The following is a 16,585-nucleotide window of genomic DNA, read 5'->3' as shown; positions in this document are numbered from 1 at the left end:
TTTTGGTTACATAAATGTCTGTGTCTGCCGGTTGGAGCTGAATCTGTATGCGGCGATCAGCAGAAGGGCGGCGGCAAAGGCAGCAAGAATGGTGATGTTCAGCATAAGGCTGCCAGGTGAGCAGCCGTGCTGTAATTTGTCGACTGTATCAAGCACCCAGTGCTGCGGCAGAAATTCCGCAATTGTCTGCACCGTTTTCGGCATGATATTGACCGGAAAGAAGCATCCGGCCAATAAGCTTGTCGGCACGACGATCAGGTTCAAAAGCGCCGCTGTCGACGCGCTGCTGTTGGAAAAGCCGACGGTAATAAAGGCGATACCGATTGCGCTTAATGAGAACAGCATCAACAGCAGGAAGAGCTGCCAGAGCGGGAACGACGGCAGAATATGAAAAGCGGCGCTCATAAAGGCAACTGCGATGATAATTTGAACAGCCATCACAATCATATTTACCGCGGCATTTGCCAGGACATACTGCTTTGATGTGATCGGCGTTGACAGAAGCCTGTAATACGTTCTGTTTTCTCGTTCTTTAATCATAAGCTCTGACAGGTTGCCCGCGGAATACAGCATAATCATAATGAGATAACCGATAACGGAATACGTCACCTCTTTATAGTTCGAGGTATCCTGTAAGACAGAGGCCTCCGTCTTTATTTGGGAGTGCTTATAATCATCATACATGGCCTGAAAGGCTTTGGCGTCTCCGCTGGATGACTTGCCCATGGAGGCAATGCTGTTGATATAATTGTACAAATAAGAGCTGACATAGCCCGTTACTTGGGCGCCTTTCAGTGATGTCATGCTGATGTGCGCCGGCTTCCCGCTTTTTACGCTTTCGGAGAAGCCTTTTTCAAAGGTAATCATCGCCTCCATTTTTCCGGAAGCAATCTTTGACGAGGCGGACGCAGCGGTTTCTTTAGAAATGCTGACATGATCCAAGCCTTTTAAAAATGAAACCGTATCTTGGGACACCTCCCCGCCGTCTTTGTTCATGATGCCGATATGCAGTGTCTCGCTTCCTCCGTTGGCATTGGTCATAAAGGAGAGGAGGACGCCGATGAGCGGCGCGCCGATATAAAGGAGAAGCTGTCTTTTGCTTTTTGTGATTCCCCGGAGTGAGTTTGTAAACAGCCACCAGAAGTTTTTCATTTTATATTCCCTCCCGTCTTTGAAACGTTATAACAGCGATAAGCAGAAACAGTGCAGCTAGTGTAAGATTTAATCCTAAAGCCGGCCAGGCCGCTGATAGGTCATTCGTATAAATAATTTTGTTGATCGCCCGATTGATCCATGTCAAAGGCGACAGGGCAGAGATTCCTCCGCCATCATATTTATAATAGGCCCCGCCGATGATCGCCATGACCTGAACAATAATGACGGTAATCACCCTTGCGCTTTCGGGCTTTTTTGTCATATAGCTTAAGCTGAGCCCGAAGCTGACGGCCAGAAGGACTTCAGTGGCGAGGATCAGCAGCACAATACCTATATGGCTGCCCCAATTTGCTTTCAATATAAATTTGCTGAAAGCGACTACGACAAGGATCGTGAGGAAATTAGAAACCAAAATGCCGAGTGTTTTTCCGAGAAAAATGTCGCTTCTCCGGACAGGAGCCGCAAATAAACGGTCCGCTGTATGCCGGATTCTTTCGCCCCGGAATAAAGTGCTCGCAAAAATGGCCGCATAAAGCGCGATCATCGTCGTCATGGAAATCGCGTAAAAATCCTTCGCTTTCGGCTCCTTCGCCTTGTTTAACGAGGTTTGCTGAATATAATCGTTTTTTACTTGGCCGTCGGCAGGCGCTGCATGTGCTTTTACGGCTGCCGCTCCTGCTTTGTATTGGTTTGTAACAGCCGTCAGCATGCCCTCGACGATTGTTCCGTTAATCCCGCTGCGATCGTTTGTATACACTGTAAAGCCGTTGTTTTCCACAGATACATAGGCATCGGCGTGATTTTCTTTTACGTCTGTCTTGCCTGCTGCTTCCGTATCGGCTTTCTTAAAATATACATTTTCCTTTCGTGCTTCTTTTATGAATGCAGTAAAATATTGAGATATAGGGGTGTTTGCCTGATCGGTATACAGTACTTCGATTTTGCCGACTGTGACCTCAGAGTCAAAGGCGTTCGATAATGCCGCTGTGAAAATCAGCATGAACACAATCGGAAAAGCAAGCATGAAAATAAACGTCCGTTTGTCACGGAAACTCACTTTGATTTCTTTACTGGCAATGTGCAGAATATTCATTGCAATCCTCCTTTCATTTGAGTCAGTCGCGCAGGCTTCTGCCTGTCAGAGTAAGAAAGACCGTTTCTAAATTCGGCGCTTGTTCCTGTAAGGAGCGGATTTCAATGTCTTTGTCTATGAAGAAACGGATCAGCCGGTTTAAATTATTGACGCCGGTGTCAGAGCTGATTTTGATGCTGTTTTCTTCCATCTGTGCGGCTCTGACGCCAGGGAGTTCTTTGATGTCATCGAGACTGATGCCGCTTACGGACGACACTTCAATAACAACGTCTTTTGTATCCGTAATAATGGAGGTGAGCTGTTCCTTTGAGCCTTCGGCAATCACTTTTCCGTGGTCAATGATGGCGATCCGCGAGCATATTTCCTCCACCTCTTCCATGTAGTGGCTCGTGTAAATGATCGTGCATCCCATTTCATTCAGCTTTTTCACCGACTGCAAAATATAATTTCTTGATTGGGGGTCAATGCCCACTGTCGGTTCATCCATAATGATCAGCTTCGGCCGGTGGGCAAGGGCGCAGGCGATATTCAGCCGGCGTTTCATCCCGCCGGAAAAATGCTTCGGCAGGTTTTTATGCTTATCACTCAAGCCGACGAATGACAGTGCTTCTTCGACCCGTTCCTGAAGCGCCGCTCCCCTCAAACCGTATAATCCGGCAAAGAATTTCACGTTTTCATAGGCGGTTAATTCCTCGTAAATGGCAAGGTCCTGCGGTACGATTCCGATATTCATTTTCGTAAACTTGCTGTGTTTGAAAATATGTTTTCCGAGAATGAGGATGTCTCCGCCGGTCGGTTTCACCAGTCCCGCGATCATGTTGATGGCGGTGCTTTTTCCGGCTCCGTTCGCACCGAGAAAGCCGAAAATTTCGCCTTCTTTTATTGCAAGCGACATTTGGTCAACGGCGGCATAGTCGCCGAATTTCTTCGTCAGCTGTTTAAGCTCCAAAATGTTCATATTTCCACCTCTATGTCTTATGATGCTTTTATTATAAAAAAAAGAATGAACGGCCGTTAGTGCAGCAGTTCATTCCTTTGACATGAGAATCTTCATATTTTTCACATGAAAACCTTCATTTATTCAATCGGCAGCAGGGTCGTCACGGAAAACCCGTTCGTTCCGTTAAAAATGACGGTGCCGTTTAAGGCGGCGGCGCGCTCCTCCATCCCGAGCATGCCGAGGCCTTTTTTAAATTGGACGGCGCCGCTCCCGTTATCCTTAACCTCAGCTTTTACCGCTTTGTTCAGCACATGAATATCAATGAAAATCTGCGAAGCTCCGGCATATTTCAACGTATTGGTCAGCGCTTCGGTCACGTTTTCTTGAATCACTTTCCATTGAATTTGCGACAGTCTGTCTAAATCGCCCGTATGCGTAAACGGAATGGACATCCCATGCTTGGCAGAAAATTCGTCTATAAATGTTCTCAGCCTGTGAATGCCCATTTGTTCAGCGGGCGGCTTCATATTTTTCAGCGTAATGCGGATATCTTCAATGCCTTCCTTGGAAATGTGAATGGCGTTTTGCAGCAATTCGGCCGCCTTTTCCGGATGGGTGTCCAGCATTCGTTTCGCCGCTTCCATTTGAATGAGCGCACCTGTCATGGAATGGCCGATCTGGTCATGGATGGCTTGTGATAATCTGTTTCTTTCCTCAAGTTTGCCGGTGTATTCCGATTGCTTGATGTATTCCGTGCTGTTATTCAGCCGTTTCGTCAGCTTTTCTATGCTCGACCGCATGTTGTCTGACTGCTCTTCGTATTTTTTCAGGCGTGTGCCTGATTGCTGAGCCAGTACATATATCGCCAGGCAAAACAGCGTAATGGCGGCATAGGAGGGAAGATCGCTGAACGGCACAAATAAAACCGGAACGAATACGAATAAGCAAAAAAAATAGCGGCGGAAAGAATATTCGGACAGGACATCGAAAATGACGGGCGGGAGCAGAAACAAAAACGCAGGATGGGCCCGCATCGAAAGCCCGGCGGTAAATACCAATGCCAAAAGGACAATGCCGCGCCTCCAAGCACGGGGTTTTATCAAGCAAATGGCGATGGCCATGCAAAGGTAAAGCAGCAGAAACAAAACGGCGTACGGCGTGTAAAGGCGGTCTCCCGATACGAACAAAAAGGCCGTATAGAAGATGACGATCAGCTTTGTCATCAGCATCCAGAAATCAGTACTGTTCAAAGCCCGTTATCCACCTTCCCGGTAATATAATAAATCGCGATTTGAGTTCTGTGCTCAAGCCCCGTTTTTCCTAAAATAGAAGAAATGTAGTTGGCCGTCGTTCCTTCTGAAATGAAAAGCTGCTTTGAAATTTCCCGGTTTGACATTCCTTTTGCGATAAGCGACATGATGCTGAGCTCTCTTTCGGTAAATAAGCTCTCATCAATTTGATGCGCCGTTTCCGCAGGCCGGAGCAGGCTGTCTTTAATTTTATTCAATACGGTATCCTGAAGAATGCTGTGCCCGTTGTAGACGCTTTTCATCGCGTCGCGAATCCGTTCCGGCTCGGTATTTTTTAATAAGTATCCTTTTGCGCCGCTTTTGATTGCTTCTAAAATATATTCATCGTCATCAAATGTCGTCAGGATAAGCGGTTTTGTATTCGTTTCCTCCGCAATCCGTTTTGCGGCTTCGACGCCGTTCATCACCGGCATGCGGACGTCCAATAAGGCGATATCGACGGGATTGTTTTTGCAATAGTCAGCAGCCTCCAGCCCGTTTTCCAGTGTTGCTGATACTGTAAATTCTTCATATGTGTGTAAAATGATTTTCATTCCTTCTCTGATGAAAGAATTATCATCCGCGATAATGACGTTAATCTTCATGGCCGCATCCTTTATCTGTTTTTGTTTCATTATATACCAACCCGATTTTAAAATAAAAAGCCTCCCGTAAAACTTTACGGAGAGGCGATGCTGGTTACACTGGTTTTTTCAACTGAATGAAAAACAGCATGAAAAAAGAAATGATGATAATGCAAATCACCCAAATCCAAGCGAGCGTTTCGTTGCCGGAATCCATCGCGACATAAATGGCGGTCGGCAGAGTTTGGGTGACGCCCGGAATGTTCCCGGCAAACATTAACGTTGCCCCGAATTCGCCGAGCGCCCTTGCGAGACTGAGAATGCTTCCTGTCAGTAACGACGGAAAGGCAAGCGGAACAGAAATATGGGTAAAAACCCTCCAGCTTCCGGCTCCGTCTACTCTCGCCGCCCCTTCGATGTCGGGGTCTATCGCGGCGAAACCCGTTTTGGCTGATTGATACATGAGCGGAAAGGCAACGATGGCCGACGCGATCACGGCGGCCCACCATGTGAAGATGACGGGCTGGTGAAAGATCCATTCAATCGCCCGGCCGAAAAAGCTGTGCTTTCCGAAAATAATAATCAGTATAAAACCGACAACGGTCGGAGGAAGAACGAGCGGAAGCATAAAAAGGGTTTCCACAGCCGTTTTTCCGAAAAAACGGGCTTTGGCCATCCAGGCGCCGGCAAGCGTCCCGAGAATGATGACGGCGATGCCCGCAGCCGCAGCCACCTCAAAAGAAAGGACGACAGGGGTGAAAAACTCCGAAGCCGTCATGTTACTTAGCGGTAAATCCATATTTCTTAAACACTTTCATTGCTTCCTTTGATTGCAGATATTTATAAAATGCCTCTGCATCTTTCCGGTGCTTCGTATCCTTTACGATTCCAAGCGGATAAACAATCGGATCGTGTGTTTTCGCAGGCGCTTCATCGGTAATCTTCACTTTCTTTGAAATGAGCGCGTCTGTTTTATACACAAGCCCGGCATCGACATTTCCGGTCTCGACATAGGAAAGCACTTGGCGGACGTCTTTTGCATAGACGACTTTGCTTTTTACTTTATCCCATAATGACAGTTTCGTTAGTGACTGCTTCGCGTATTGGCCGGCAGGCACCGATTCAGGTGTGCCGAGCGCGATTTTTTCTGTGCTGTCTTTTTTCAGGTCATTTAAATGGTTAATGTGTGCGCTGTTTTTCTCAGGCACAACGAGTACAAGTTCATTTTTCAAAAGATCCGTGCTGTCTTTTTTGTCTATATCTCCGTCATTGACAAGCGTATCAAATTTATCTTCGGCGGCTGAGAAAAATAAATCCGCTCCGGCGCCCTGTGAAATTTGTTTTTGTAATGTCCCGGATGATCCGAAGTTGTCTTGGATGGTTACGTTTGAATGGGATTTTTCGTAGTTGGATTGAATTTCTTCAAGCGCATCCTGAGCGCTGGCTGCCGCAGAAACGGTAAGCGTTACTTTTTCGTTTTCTCCGCCTTTGGAGGATTGTCCGGAGGAGCACCCCGCAGTCGCTAAGAAAACAGTCATGGCCGCAGTTGTTAAGATTGTTGCTTTCTTTTTCAAGATGATTGCACCCCTTATAGTTAAATATCATTAGATCAAACTAATTATAACGTAATTGTACGAAAAGGTGCTGTTTTTTTTCAACATATGAACAGTTATAATAAAAGCGGAGCGTGATAATATGAGCGAAGCCACTTCCTATACGATAGAAGAAGTTGCGGGCCTGTTGAAGGTCTCAAAGCTTACTGTATATGATCTGATAAAAAAAGGACTCATTCCGGCATACAGGGTCGGAAGGCAGATGAGAGTCGATGAAGAGGACTTAAAACAATATAAAACGAATATGAGAACGACTGCAAAGACACCGGTGAAGGAGGCATCAGACATGTCCGTCAGGCCGGAGCCGGAAGAAAGGCAGTCTGTTATCATCAGCGGACAGGATGTTTCTATGGACCTGCTCAGCAAGCAGCTGGAGCAAAAGATACAGGCGGCACCGCTCCGCAAATACAGCGGCAGCTTAAACAGCCTGATTGAAATGTACCGGGGAGCGTGCGACATCGTCAGTCTGCATTTATACGACGGCGAGACGGGGCAGTACAACATTCCGTACGTGAAGCGCATCCTGACGGGAGAGCCGTTTGTGCTCTTTCACGTCGTGCTTCGGCAGGCCGGATTATATGTAAAAAAAGGAAATCCTCTGAACATTCAAAGCTTCAAAGATTTGAACAGAAAGGATATCCGCATCGTCAATCGTGAAAAAGGGTCAGGCGCAAGAGTGCTGCTAGATGAACAGCTCAGCTTACTCGGCATGAAGCGGTCTGAAATCGCCGGCTACAACGATATTGTGACGGATCATTTATCCGCGGCGTCTCAAGTTTCAAGCGGGAAGGCGGATGCGGGCGTCGGCGCGCAGCATGCAGCGCATATGGCCGGAACGGATTTTATCCCGATCATCAGGGAGCAGTACGATATAGTCGTATTGAAGCAAAACCGGGAGCTCGTTCAAAGCGTAAAGGACATTCTTCATTCAGCGGAATTCCGGTCTCAGCTGTCCCAATTAGCCGGGTATGATACGAAAATGACAGGACGTCTCTTATACGAAACTTAAAAAATCCCCCCTTTGGAAACGGAGGGATTTTTTTATTGTTTGTAAAACCGAAGCAAGTCGCCGTTCAATACTTTATCTGAAAGCATAAGCTCCTGCTCCGCTTTCTCTTTATCATGCCTGCACGCACGGTCTTCAGGGAGGGGTTCGCCTGTTTTGCGGCGGTAACACGTGTTTTTCGTATAAACATGATCCTTCGTGATAAAGCTGCCGTTTCTCAAAACGGCGAACGGCGCTCTTTCTTTAGAAAACAGATCATTGCCGAACTGAATGCTGCCTTTCGTTTCAATACCGAGAAGGTGCAATAAGGTCGGCTTCACATCAACCTGACCTCCCGCCGAAGAAATCGTTTCGGGCGCGCGGTCAGTCACTCCCGGTATATGAATGATAAACGGCACGCGCTGAAGCTGAACCGTGTCGTACGGAGTGATCTCCTCTTTTCCTAAAAACTCGGCGAGCCCTTTATTATGCGCTTCCGAGATGCCGTAATGATCTCCCATCAGGACGATCATCGCGTTGTCATACAGTCCTTCTTCTTTCAGCTTTTTGAAAAAGTGCTTCAGGGCTTCATCCTCGTAGCGGACGGTCGTCACATAGCGGTTTAATAAGCCGCTGCTTGAGTCAGATTCATCAATGAGTTTATCCCGTTCCCCGATTTCAAACGGAAAGTGGTTGGTTAAAGTAAGTAAATTGCTGTAAAAGGGCTGAGGCAGTTTTTTTAATTTTGCCGCGGACTGCTCCAAAAACTCTTTGTCCTTTAATCCCCAGCCTGTTGACGTTTCCGGTGTCACCTTAAATTCATTCACGTCAAAAAAACGGTCAATTCCAAATGTCTGATACATCTCGTCCCGGTTCCAAAAGGCCTTATTGTTGGCGTGAAACACGGCGGAATAGTAATCATGGTCTTTTAATGTATGGTACATCGTATTGAACTGATGGCCGCTTTTTGTAAAAAAAACGGCGCCGCTTGAAGACGGATATAACGAATTGGCGGCGATAAATTCTGAGTCAGATGTTTTTCCTTGCTCGGTCTGCTGATAAAAATGGGTGAAATCAAAACTTTTTTTTCGCAGTTTATTCATAAACGGGGTAATCTCCTGTCCGTTTACCCGCTTATTCATGACGAAACTCTGCGTTGATTCGAGCGTGACAAAGATTACATTGCGCCCCTTTGCCAGCCCGAACTTTGCTTCAGACGGCTTGCTGTAATCCGCTTGGGTGTAATTCGCAACTGCTGCCAGACTGTCTTCGTCAGCAAACGCTTTTGCGCCGGCATAAAGGGTTTGCGAAACGGTATCATACAAATGAAAGTGGAACAATCCGATTCCTTTCACAAGCGCTTCGCGGTCAAAGGGATGTGTGAACAGCTTCGGCTGCTCGGCTTCCGAGAGCGCAAGATTGCACAGAATCAGGCCGGCCGAAACCCAGGCGTACGTCTTGACGGTGCGGATGCCCGCTTTTTCTTTGACGGACGCGTTCCTTTTCCCAAGATAAAAAAGAAGTGCAATATCTATAAACAAAGCGATATAAAGCGGGTGAAACAGCTCTTGGACACTGCTCCCCATATCGCCCATATTGCTGGCCTGAAACAAAACCGGAATGGTAATAAAATCAATGTAAAACCCGTAAAAAACCGTGTTTGCGATCAAAATCCCCGTCAAGATGACATTGGCGGCGAGCAAAAACATCCGCTGTTTGTTTTCTGTCAGCAAAAGCCCGATCCCAAACAGCGGCAGAATAAAGCTCAGCGGATTGATGAGAAGCAGACATTCCTCCAGCAAGGAATTAATCTGCAATTCAAAGCCGAGTTTATAGACGAGATAGGTTTTTATCCACATAAACAGAATCGACAGGCATAAAAACCATTGTTTTCTTATGAAGGTTTCTTTCATATGTATGACTCCTCACCCTCGCAGCGCCGGTCATGATCCCGAACGCTTTCGTTTATGAGATGCGGCCGTGAAACAGTTCGTAAAAATAATAGCAGGATACAATCGTTAAGCCGGCCAGCACAAGCTGTTCCGAAAAGCTTCCCGTCCTCATGTATAAAGGAAGCCGGAAGCGGATCGCTGACGGAAACAGCAGTTTAATTCCATTAACCGTCCATGCGTCCAGCACCAGGTGGCTCGCCATCCCGATCATCAGCCCTGCCGAAACGCTTTCATTCGGAATGTATGCTGCCGTGATCAAAAACATAATGAGCATAAACAGCAGGCTGTGTGTAAAGGTTCTGTGGCCGAATACGGTGCTCACGACTTTGGACAGTAAAGGCAGCGTTCTGCCGATTTTGCTTTTCGTGTGGCATATATCGGGAATTAACGCCCCTATGGCTCCTGATGCCGTCATAAGGACCGGATCAAATCCGTAATAATAAGCGATTGCCGAACAAGAAGCGATGCCTCCCATGATGTGTGTTTTTCCTGTCATTTTCGCTTCTCCTTTTTATTTTTGCCAAAATCCCCTGAATTACAAATATATCAAGAGAATGCATGTTTGAGCAACAAACTTTACCTCTTCCGCCAAAAGGAAGGAGACGCGAATTTTCGCATATTATGCTGCGGAAAAAGCCACATTATAGGTGTACCCATTTTTCATAAAGAGGTGATACTGATGGCTTTCTTTAACAAAGAAAAAGGAAAAAACAACGATAAAGATAAAAACATCATGCAAGGCGCGCTTGACGATGCCGGTGCAGCTCTTAAAGACGATCCGCTTCAAGAAGCTGTTCAAAAGAAAAAAAACAACCGCTGACACATCAATCGGATAGAGCAAACGCTCTATCCGTTTTCCATCTAATTCCTTTGACAGATCTTTTTATCTCTGATAACCTCTGATTAGAATTGAATGATAAAAATCCTCACTCTTTCTCGGTGAGGTAGAGGTTGCGCTTGATGATGAGTCGCACATGCCAGGCCGACAGGGGCCGCAAAACATGTGTTAAAGGCATCAGCGCCGAAGTGTAAAGAAAGCCGCTCCTTCTTTATGCTGGGACTGTATCTGAATAAGTGCAGGACTGCCGCGTGCTTTTTCGCGGAGGGCTATCCGGAGATCAAGGGTGTGTGTTTCTTTAAGCATGGACTTTTGTTCAGGCTTTTTTTTGTGCGTAAATGTGGTCTCAGGGTCTGGTCCTTACGAATGAACAATCTGGAGGTACTGGAATGGAACAGACGAAAAAATGGGGTTTTTGGTTATTAACGGCATTTGTCGTAGGAAATATGGTTGGTTCGGGCATTTTTTCGCTGCCGAGCTCGCTTGCAGCCATCGCGAGTCCGCTCGGCGCTGCATCAGCATGGCTCTTAACGGGAGCCGGCGTTTTAATGATTGCGCTTGTGTTCGGGCACTTATCGATCCGCAAGCCTGGGCTGACGGCCGGTCCGCAAAGCTATGCAAGGGCGCTGTTTAACGATCCGAAAAAAGGCAACGCCGCCGGATTTACAATGGTCTGGGGATATTGGGTAGCGAGCTGGATCAGCAACGTGGCGATCATCACAAGCCTTGCCGGGTATTTAACATCGTTTTTCCCGATCTTAACGGATAAGCGCGTTATGTTTTCGCTCGGCAGCCAAACAGTCACGCTCGGACAGCTTTTGACGTTTGCCGTATGTACGGTTTTATTGTGGGGCACTCATACGATTCTCATTTCCAGCATTAACGGCGCGAGTAAGTTGAATTTCATCACGACGTTCTCAAAAGTGTTAGGATTTATCTTTTTTATCATTGCAGGTTTGTTTGTGTTTCAAACGTCGTTTTTTGATCATTTTTATTTTCCCGTTCAAAGCGCTCCTCATACAGTGGACGGGATCGGCGGCCAAATTCACAATGCGGCGATTTCAACATTATGGGCATTCGTGGGAATTGAATCGGCCGTTATTTTATCAGGCCGCGCGAGCTCACAGCGTGACGTCAAACGCGCGACCATTACCGGCTTGTTAATCGCGCTGAGCATCTATATCATCGTCACATTGATTACGATGGGCGTGCTTCCGCATGATAAGCTTGCCGGCTCTGAAAAACCGTTTGTTGACGTGCTGTACGCGATTGTCGGCAGCGCGGGGAGCATCATTATGGCGATTTTGGCCATCCTTTGTTTGTTCGGCACGATGCTCGGATGGATTCTGCTTGGCTCCGAGGTTCCGTATCAAGCGGCGAAATCAGGCGACTTTCCCGCTGTTTTTGCGAAAACGAATAAACAGGGCAGTCCGGTTGTTGCGCTTATCGTGACGAACGTGATGTCTCAAATCTTTATCTTTTCGGTCATTTCCCGGACGATTAGTGACGCGTTTACATTTTTGACGACGGCGGCGACGCTCGCGTATTTGATTCCATATCTTGTGTCGGCCATCTACAGCCTGAAGCTCATATGGAAAGGCGAGACGTATGATCAGCTGAAGGGCTCAAGAGTGAGGGACGGCATTATCGCCATCCTCGCCTGCCTGTATTCTGTATACGTCATTATCACAGGAACGGCCGATTTAACGACCTTTATTCTCGGCATCGGGCTGTTTTTCGTCGGGTTGATCATATATCCGTTTGTGTCAAAGAAATTTATCAAGGGCAAACAGACGGTATGAAAAAAAGACACTTCACAGATGTGAGGTGTCTTTTTTGTGTAAGCTTATTTTTTCACAGCGTGAATATAATGAATCGTTTCAAATGCAGACAAATAATCCGTGCGATTGCGAAAGAAAAGGTCATGGATCGCAGCTGGTGATAAATGTTCATAAATGAGTAAACCCGCTGCTTCTAATAATTTCTCCATTTCATCATACGTAAAACACGTCTTCATTGGTTCTCCGCCCGCTGCCGCCATTTGTATCATATGTTCAACCTTGTCAGACATCCCTTTTTCTTCAAAGAGTTTTTCGTCCGCATAATCAAAAACGATAGAACTTCCTGCCGGGACTTGGGCAAATAGGTGATTGATTAAGCGGGAAATGTCCTTTTTCGTTACATAATAAGAAACACCCAAAAAGCTGAAAAAGGTTTTTTTACAGCCGAATCCATGATCAATTAGATGCTGAAAAGAAAACGGATCGGTGAAGTCTGTCGGAACAAAATGAAGATGGCTCGGAATTTGAAAATTAGCATCTTCCAGCCTTTTTATTTTACTTTCCTGTGAAGTCGGGTAATCAAGTTCAAATATATCTAAGCAATGTTTTAATTCCGGATGCCGAAAGCAAAACGTGTCTAACCCGGCTCCGAGTATGACATACTGCTCTGCTCCCAGCATCACTTCGTTAAGCAATACTTTTTCGCAATACGCGGCACGTGCTAAGGGTGTTGGAGAAAGCTGGACTTGTGTAATCCATTTCAGCATTTCTTCCGGATCATCCTGAAACCGTTGAGCTATATCTTTACTGAAAAACGGTATACCTTGAATCATATTGTCTTTGATGTCTGAAAACTCTTTTTGGGAAATGAGATCCTGTGCGATAAAGTCGTCAAAAATTTTGGGACTATCGTATTGACTGTGATAGGCCCGGCCAAACGCTGATATTAACGAAGTTATACTCGACTCATTTTGCTTCATGCCATTCATCCCCCATATAAAAAAATAAGATTCCCCCGGCCGGGAGAATCTTATTATACACGTTGAACCGAAAATGTAAATTTTAGCATAAATAAATTTTTTTGTCAAGATATTTGCAGAAAGAGCCGCTGTTTTAGCGGCTCCCCGGTTACTTCGTTAAACTTTTCGTAATGTAGTCAAGCTGGCCTTCAAGCGAGATCGGATCAGAGAAATAGAAGCCGATCGGGTCAATATGGTACACATGCTTTTGTTTCACGGCATCGAGGTTTTTCCAAATCGGACTGTCGAGCACGCCTGTGTCGCCGCCTGCCTGCCACGGTCCCATAAAGATGTAGTCTCCGGCGAAGTCAGGCAGTTTTTCAAGTGAAATGCTGGCATAGCCAGGTCCTTGATTAATGGCTTTTTCTTTTGTCAGCTTTGTAGCCTTGAGTCCCAGTTTGTCGTAAATGATGCTTCCGCCCCGGCCGAAGTCTTTGCCGAATACGTAAATATCTTTGCCGTTTGTCTGCATAATGGAGATGGTTTTCGAGCCGACCGCTTTTTGAACCTTTGTTTTAGCGGCTGCGGTTTTTTTATCCCACTCGGCTAGCCATTTGCCGGCTTTATCTTCTGTGCCTGTCATTTTCGCAAATTCTTTGAACTGGTCAATGTTGTTCAGTTTGTCATATTTGATGGCGACCGTCGGCGCGATTTTTTCAAGCTTTTCTATATCTGCGCCCTGTGTCGTCCAGACGACGATCAAATCCGGCTTTAAGTCAATGATTTTTTCAACGGAGGTGCCGTCGCCGATATTTGTAACACCTTTTGTCTTTCCTTTGTAGTAAGGGTTTTTAAATACGTTTTCCGGTGCGCCGACAACGTTGATGCCGAGCTGTTTAAAGTCGCCGTAGTAGCCGTCAGCCATGACGACAACTCGTTTCGGGTGCTTCGGTATTTTGATATTGCCGTTTTCGGCTTTATATGTGACGGTTTCTTCTTTTTTAGAAGAACCTTTCGTGTCTGATGAATTTCCGCAAGCGGCCAAAGCGGTGATGAGCAGCACGGCAATGAGGGCGGCGCCGATCTTCTTGTATGTATGGAACATCTGACATTCCTTCTTTCATAGATTATGGGTGATAAAGAGAATCATTATCAGTGTGATTATATCATTGGCGTTTCAGAGAAGCACGCTATTTTTTATGAAATCTTTCTTTTTTATATGATTTTAGTCTATTACAAGGGAAGATAAAGATGCTATACTGAGAAAAGTTATTGATAATCATTATCACTATAGTCGTTGAGAAAGGAAGAACGAGTGTTGGGTCTATTGAAAAAGAAACAGACAATGACGGCTCAAGGTGCTTCAGGGAGCGAAATTCAGTGGACGGCGCGTTCCTTCAGAGCGGTCATTTTGCTTTGTGCGGGTATCGCCGTCTTACTGATCGGCGGAGCTCTTTCCGTTTCTGTCGGGGCTGCTGATATTCATCTTCGAACGGTGTGGGATGCTCTCTTTCACTTTCAGCCGCAAAATACATCCCACCAGATCATACGTGATCTCAGGCTGCCGAGAACCGCTGCCGCCGCGCTCGTCGGGGCTTTTTTAGCTGTGTCCGGGGCTATTATGCAGGGACTGACGCGGAACCCGCTGGCGGAGCCTTCCATTATGGGAGTGACATCAGGGTCAGGGTTTGCGATCGCTTTGGCGTTTGCTTTTGTTCCGGCATTGTCCGCCGCAGGGCTTGTATTATGGTCTTTTGCCGGAGCGGGGATCGGGGCTCTTGCGGTTTTTGGCATCGGTATGTTTTCCAAAGGCGGGCTGACACCGGTGAAGCTTGCGCTGGCCGGTACGGCCGTCAGTTACTTTTTAACGGGGCTGTCAAGTGCGATTGCGATCCGTTTCGATGTCGCCCAAGATGTGAAGTTTTGGTATGCAGGCGGAGTCGCATCCGTGAAATGGCAGGGCGTTCAGCTGCTTTTAGTTGTCGGGGCCATCGGATTGGTGCTCGCATTTCTTATTGCGCGCTCAGTGACGGTGCTTAGTTTAGGGGAAGAGCTGGCCAAGGGGCTCGGGCAATATACAGCGCTTGTGAAAGTGATCGGAATGCTTGTCGTTGTCCTGTTAACGGGCGTTTCTGTCTCAGTCGCCGGAGCCATTTCCTTTATCGGCCTGGTCATTCCGCATATCACCCGTTTTTTGGTCGGTGTTGATTACAGGTGGATTATCCCTTGTTCAGCGGTTTTCGGCGCTGTACTGCTTGTATTCAGTGATATTGCCGCAAGACTCGTGAATGCGCCGTTTGAAACACCGGTCGGCGCTTTGACCGCCCTCATCGGCGTTCCCTTTTTCTTTTATTTGGCGCGCAGGGAAAGGAGAGGGCTGTAATGAAAACGAAAAAACCGCTGGCCGTCATGGCCGTTACGTTTCTTCTTATATTAATCGTCTTTTTTATCAGCCTCAACATGGGTGTCATCCGCATCGCTCCTTTAGAAACGCTTCGTGTCTTTTTCGGACAGGGAGACGCCCGTGACCAGCTTGTTTTATTTGAATTCAGATTGCCGCGCATGGTGCTGTCCTTATTGGTCGGCGCCGGAATTGCGGTATCGGGCGCGATTTTGCAAAGCGTTTCCCAAAATGATTTGGCAGAGCCGGGCATTCTCGGCATTAATGCCGGGGCTTCTCTGTCCGTTGTCCTTTTTATTTTCTTTTTCAAGGGGACTGCTGCTGATTTGAGCATGTTCAGCACGTGGCTGCTGCCGGTAAGTGCGTTGGCAGGAGCCTTTATCGCGGCGCTTCTTATATATGTGCTGGCCTGGAAAAAAGGAGTCTCGCCTGTTCGTCTCATTTTGGTCGGGATTGGCGTAAATGCGGGGTTTAACGCTCTATTGCTGATTTTTCAGCTGAAAATGGAGCCGCGGGACTTCATGCAGGCGCTGGTGTGGATTTCCGGCTCGATTTGGAACGCCAATTGGAAGATGGTGCTGTCCATTTTGCCGTGGCTTTTGTTTCTCCTGCCGTTCAGCCTGTATAAAGCCCGGTATTTAAATGTGCTCCAGCTTGGAGATCAACTGGCAACAGGGCTTGGAACAGCGGTTGAAAAGGAACGGCGCATTTTGCTGATTGCTGCCGTCGCGCTGGCTGCCTCATGTGTCGCTGCTGCTGGCGGGATCGCGTTTCTAGGCTTGATTGCGCCGCATTTGGCAAGAAGGCTGACAGGCCCGCGCCACCAAACGCTTATCCCTGTTTCGGCTTTAATTGGCGCGTTTTTATTTCTGCTGGCTGATACGCTGGCGAGAAATGTCCTCGCTCCGTCGGAGGTTCCGGTCGGCTTGGTGATTTCCGTGCTCGGGGCGCCGTATTTTATTTACTTGCTGATGAAAACGAAATAAAGGAGGGAG

At 47.0% G+C, this 16,585-nt stretch carries 16 protein-coding genes and 1 riboswitch; of the genes, 5 read left to right on the top strand and 11 right to left on the bottom strand.

Features of this window, described 5'->3' with window-relative positions; translation table 11 throughout:
* Nucleotides 1–6: 6 nt before the first annotated feature.
* The 7 genes from KY305_RS01210 to modA all read right to left on the bottom strand — a co-directional run bounded on the left by KY305_RS01210 (nucleotide 7) and on the right by modA (nucleotide 6,635).
* Nucleotides 7–1,152 (bottom strand): ABC transporter permease, encoded by a 1,146-nt coding sequence (locus KY305_RS01210; protein WP_223061002.1) that lies wholly within the window; start codon nucleotides 1,150–1,152, stop codon nucleotides 7–9.
* A gap of 1 nt (nucleotide 1,153) precedes the next feature.
* Complete coding sequence (locus tag KY305_RS01205; RefSeq protein ID WP_223061001.1) at nucleotides 1,154–2,248, bottom strand: ABC transporter permease; 1,095 nt, start codon at nucleotides 2,246–2,248, stop codon at nucleotides 1,154–1,156.
* Nucleotides 2,249–2,270: 22 nt separating this feature from the next.
* Nucleotides 2,271–3,206, bottom strand: a complete 936-nt coding sequence (locus KY305_RS01200) for an ABC transporter ATP-binding protein (protein ID WP_223061000.1) — start codon at nucleotides 3,204–3,206, stop codon at nucleotides 2,271–2,273.
* A 119-nt stretch (nucleotides 3,207–3,325) separates the two neighbouring features.
* Complete coding sequence (locus KY305_RS01195) at nucleotides 3,326–4,438, bottom strand: sensor histidine kinase (protein WP_223060999.1); 1,113 nt, start codon at nucleotides 4,436–4,438, stop codon at nucleotides 3,326–3,328.
* Complete coding sequence (locus KY305_RS01190; RefSeq protein WP_223061603.1) at nucleotides 4,435–5,082, bottom strand: response regulator transcription factor; 648 nt, start codon at nucleotides 5,080–5,082, stop codon at nucleotides 4,435–4,437. Before KY305_RS01190 ends, KY305_RS01195 begins: the two co-directional genes overlap by 4 nt.
* 94 nt (nucleotides 5,083–5,176) lie before the next feature.
* Entirely contained in the window at nucleotides 5,177–5,860 is a 684-nt protein-coding gene (modB, locus tag KY305_RS01185) for a molybdate ABC transporter permease subunit (RefSeq protein ID WP_223060998.1), read from the bottom strand.
* A complete protein-coding gene (gene modA / locus KY305_RS01180) occupies nucleotides 5,841–6,635 on the bottom strand; it encodes a molybdate ABC transporter substrate-binding protein (RefSeq protein ID WP_223060997.1) in 795 nt (264 codons plus the stop codon). The genes modB and modA overlap by 20 nt, the downstream gene beginning before the upstream one ends.
* Before the next feature lie 121 nt (nucleotides 6,636–6,756).
* On the opposite strand from modA, the gene KY305_RS01175 reads away from it, so the two are divergent.
* Nucleotides 6,757–7,683, top strand: coding sequence for a substrate-binding domain-containing protein (locus KY305_RS01175; protein WP_223060996.1), 927 nt, complete (start codon nucleotides 6,757–6,759; stop codon nucleotides 7,681–7,683).
* 32 nt (nucleotides 7,684–7,715) lie between these two features.
* On the opposite strand, the gene KY305_RS01170 is transcribed toward KY305_RS01175, so the two are convergent.
* A complete protein-coding gene (locus KY305_RS01170; RefSeq protein WP_223060995.1) occupies nucleotides 7,716–9,572 on the bottom strand; it encodes an LTA synthase family protein in 1,857 nt (618 codons plus the stop codon).
* 52 nt (nucleotides 9,573–9,624) lie between these two features.
* On the bottom strand, nucleotides 9,625–10,107 hold the full coding sequence (locus tag KY305_RS01165; RefSeq protein WP_223060994.1) for a metal-dependent hydrolase: 483 nt from the start codon (nucleotides 10,105–10,107) through the stop codon (nucleotides 9,625–9,627).
* 183 nt (nucleotides 10,108–10,290) lie between these two features.
* Here KY305_RS01165 and sspJ point away from each other — a divergent pair, with 183 nt between their 5' ends.
* Nucleotides 10,291–10,431 carry a small acid-soluble spore protein SspJ gene (gene sspJ, locus KY305_RS01160; RefSeq protein WP_061522295.1) on the top strand — a complete coding sequence of 47 codons (141 nt, stop codon included), beginning with the start codon at nucleotides 10,291–10,293 and terminating at the stop codon, nucleotides 10,429–10,431.
* Between the two features lie 117 nt (nucleotides 10,432–10,548).
* A riboswitch (Lysine riboswitch) is annotated at nucleotides 10,549–10,729 on the top strand.
* Nucleotides 10,730–10,838: 109 nt separating this feature from the next.
* Nucleotides 10,839–12,251, top strand: a complete 1,413-nt coding sequence (locus KY305_RS01155) for an amino acid permease (protein ID WP_223060993.1) — start codon at nucleotides 10,839–10,841, stop codon at nucleotides 12,249–12,251.
* 44 nt (nucleotides 12,252–12,295) lie between these two features.
* Here KY305_RS01155 and KY305_RS01150 read toward each other — a convergent pair whose 3' ends face one another.
* Complete coding sequence (locus KY305_RS01150) at nucleotides 12,296–13,210, bottom strand: class I SAM-dependent methyltransferase (RefSeq protein WP_223060992.1); 915 nt, start codon at nucleotides 13,208–13,210, stop codon at nucleotides 12,296–12,298.
* 148 nt (nucleotides 13,211–13,358) lie between these two features.
* On the bottom strand, nucleotides 13,359–14,294 hold the full coding sequence (locus KY305_RS01145; RefSeq protein ID WP_223060991.1) for an iron-hydroxamate ABC transporter substrate-binding protein: 936 nt from the start codon (nucleotides 14,292–14,294) through the stop codon (nucleotides 13,359–13,361).
* A gap of 240 nt (nucleotides 14,295–14,534) precedes the next feature.
* Here KY305_RS01145 and KY305_RS01140 point away from each other — a divergent pair, with 240 nt between their 5' ends.
* Entirely contained in the window at nucleotides 14,535–15,572 is a 1,038-nt protein-coding gene (locus KY305_RS01140) for a FecCD family ABC transporter permease (protein WP_223061602.1), read from the top strand.
* Entirely contained in the window at nucleotides 15,572–16,576 is a 1,005-nt protein-coding gene (locus KY305_RS01135) for a FecCD family ABC transporter permease (RefSeq protein ID WP_223060990.1), read from the top strand. Before KY305_RS01140 ends, KY305_RS01135 begins: the two co-directional genes overlap by 1 nt.
* The last annotated feature ends 9 nt before the right edge of the window (nucleotides 16,577–16,585 follow it).

The sequence above is a fragment of the Bacillus sp. YC2 genome (assembly GCF_019891195.1).
GTDB lineage: Bacteria > Bacillota > Bacilli > Bacillales > Bacillaceae > Bacillus.
Note: the sequence above shows the minus strand (reverse complement) of the source record. Positions and strands in the feature narration are given on the sequence as shown.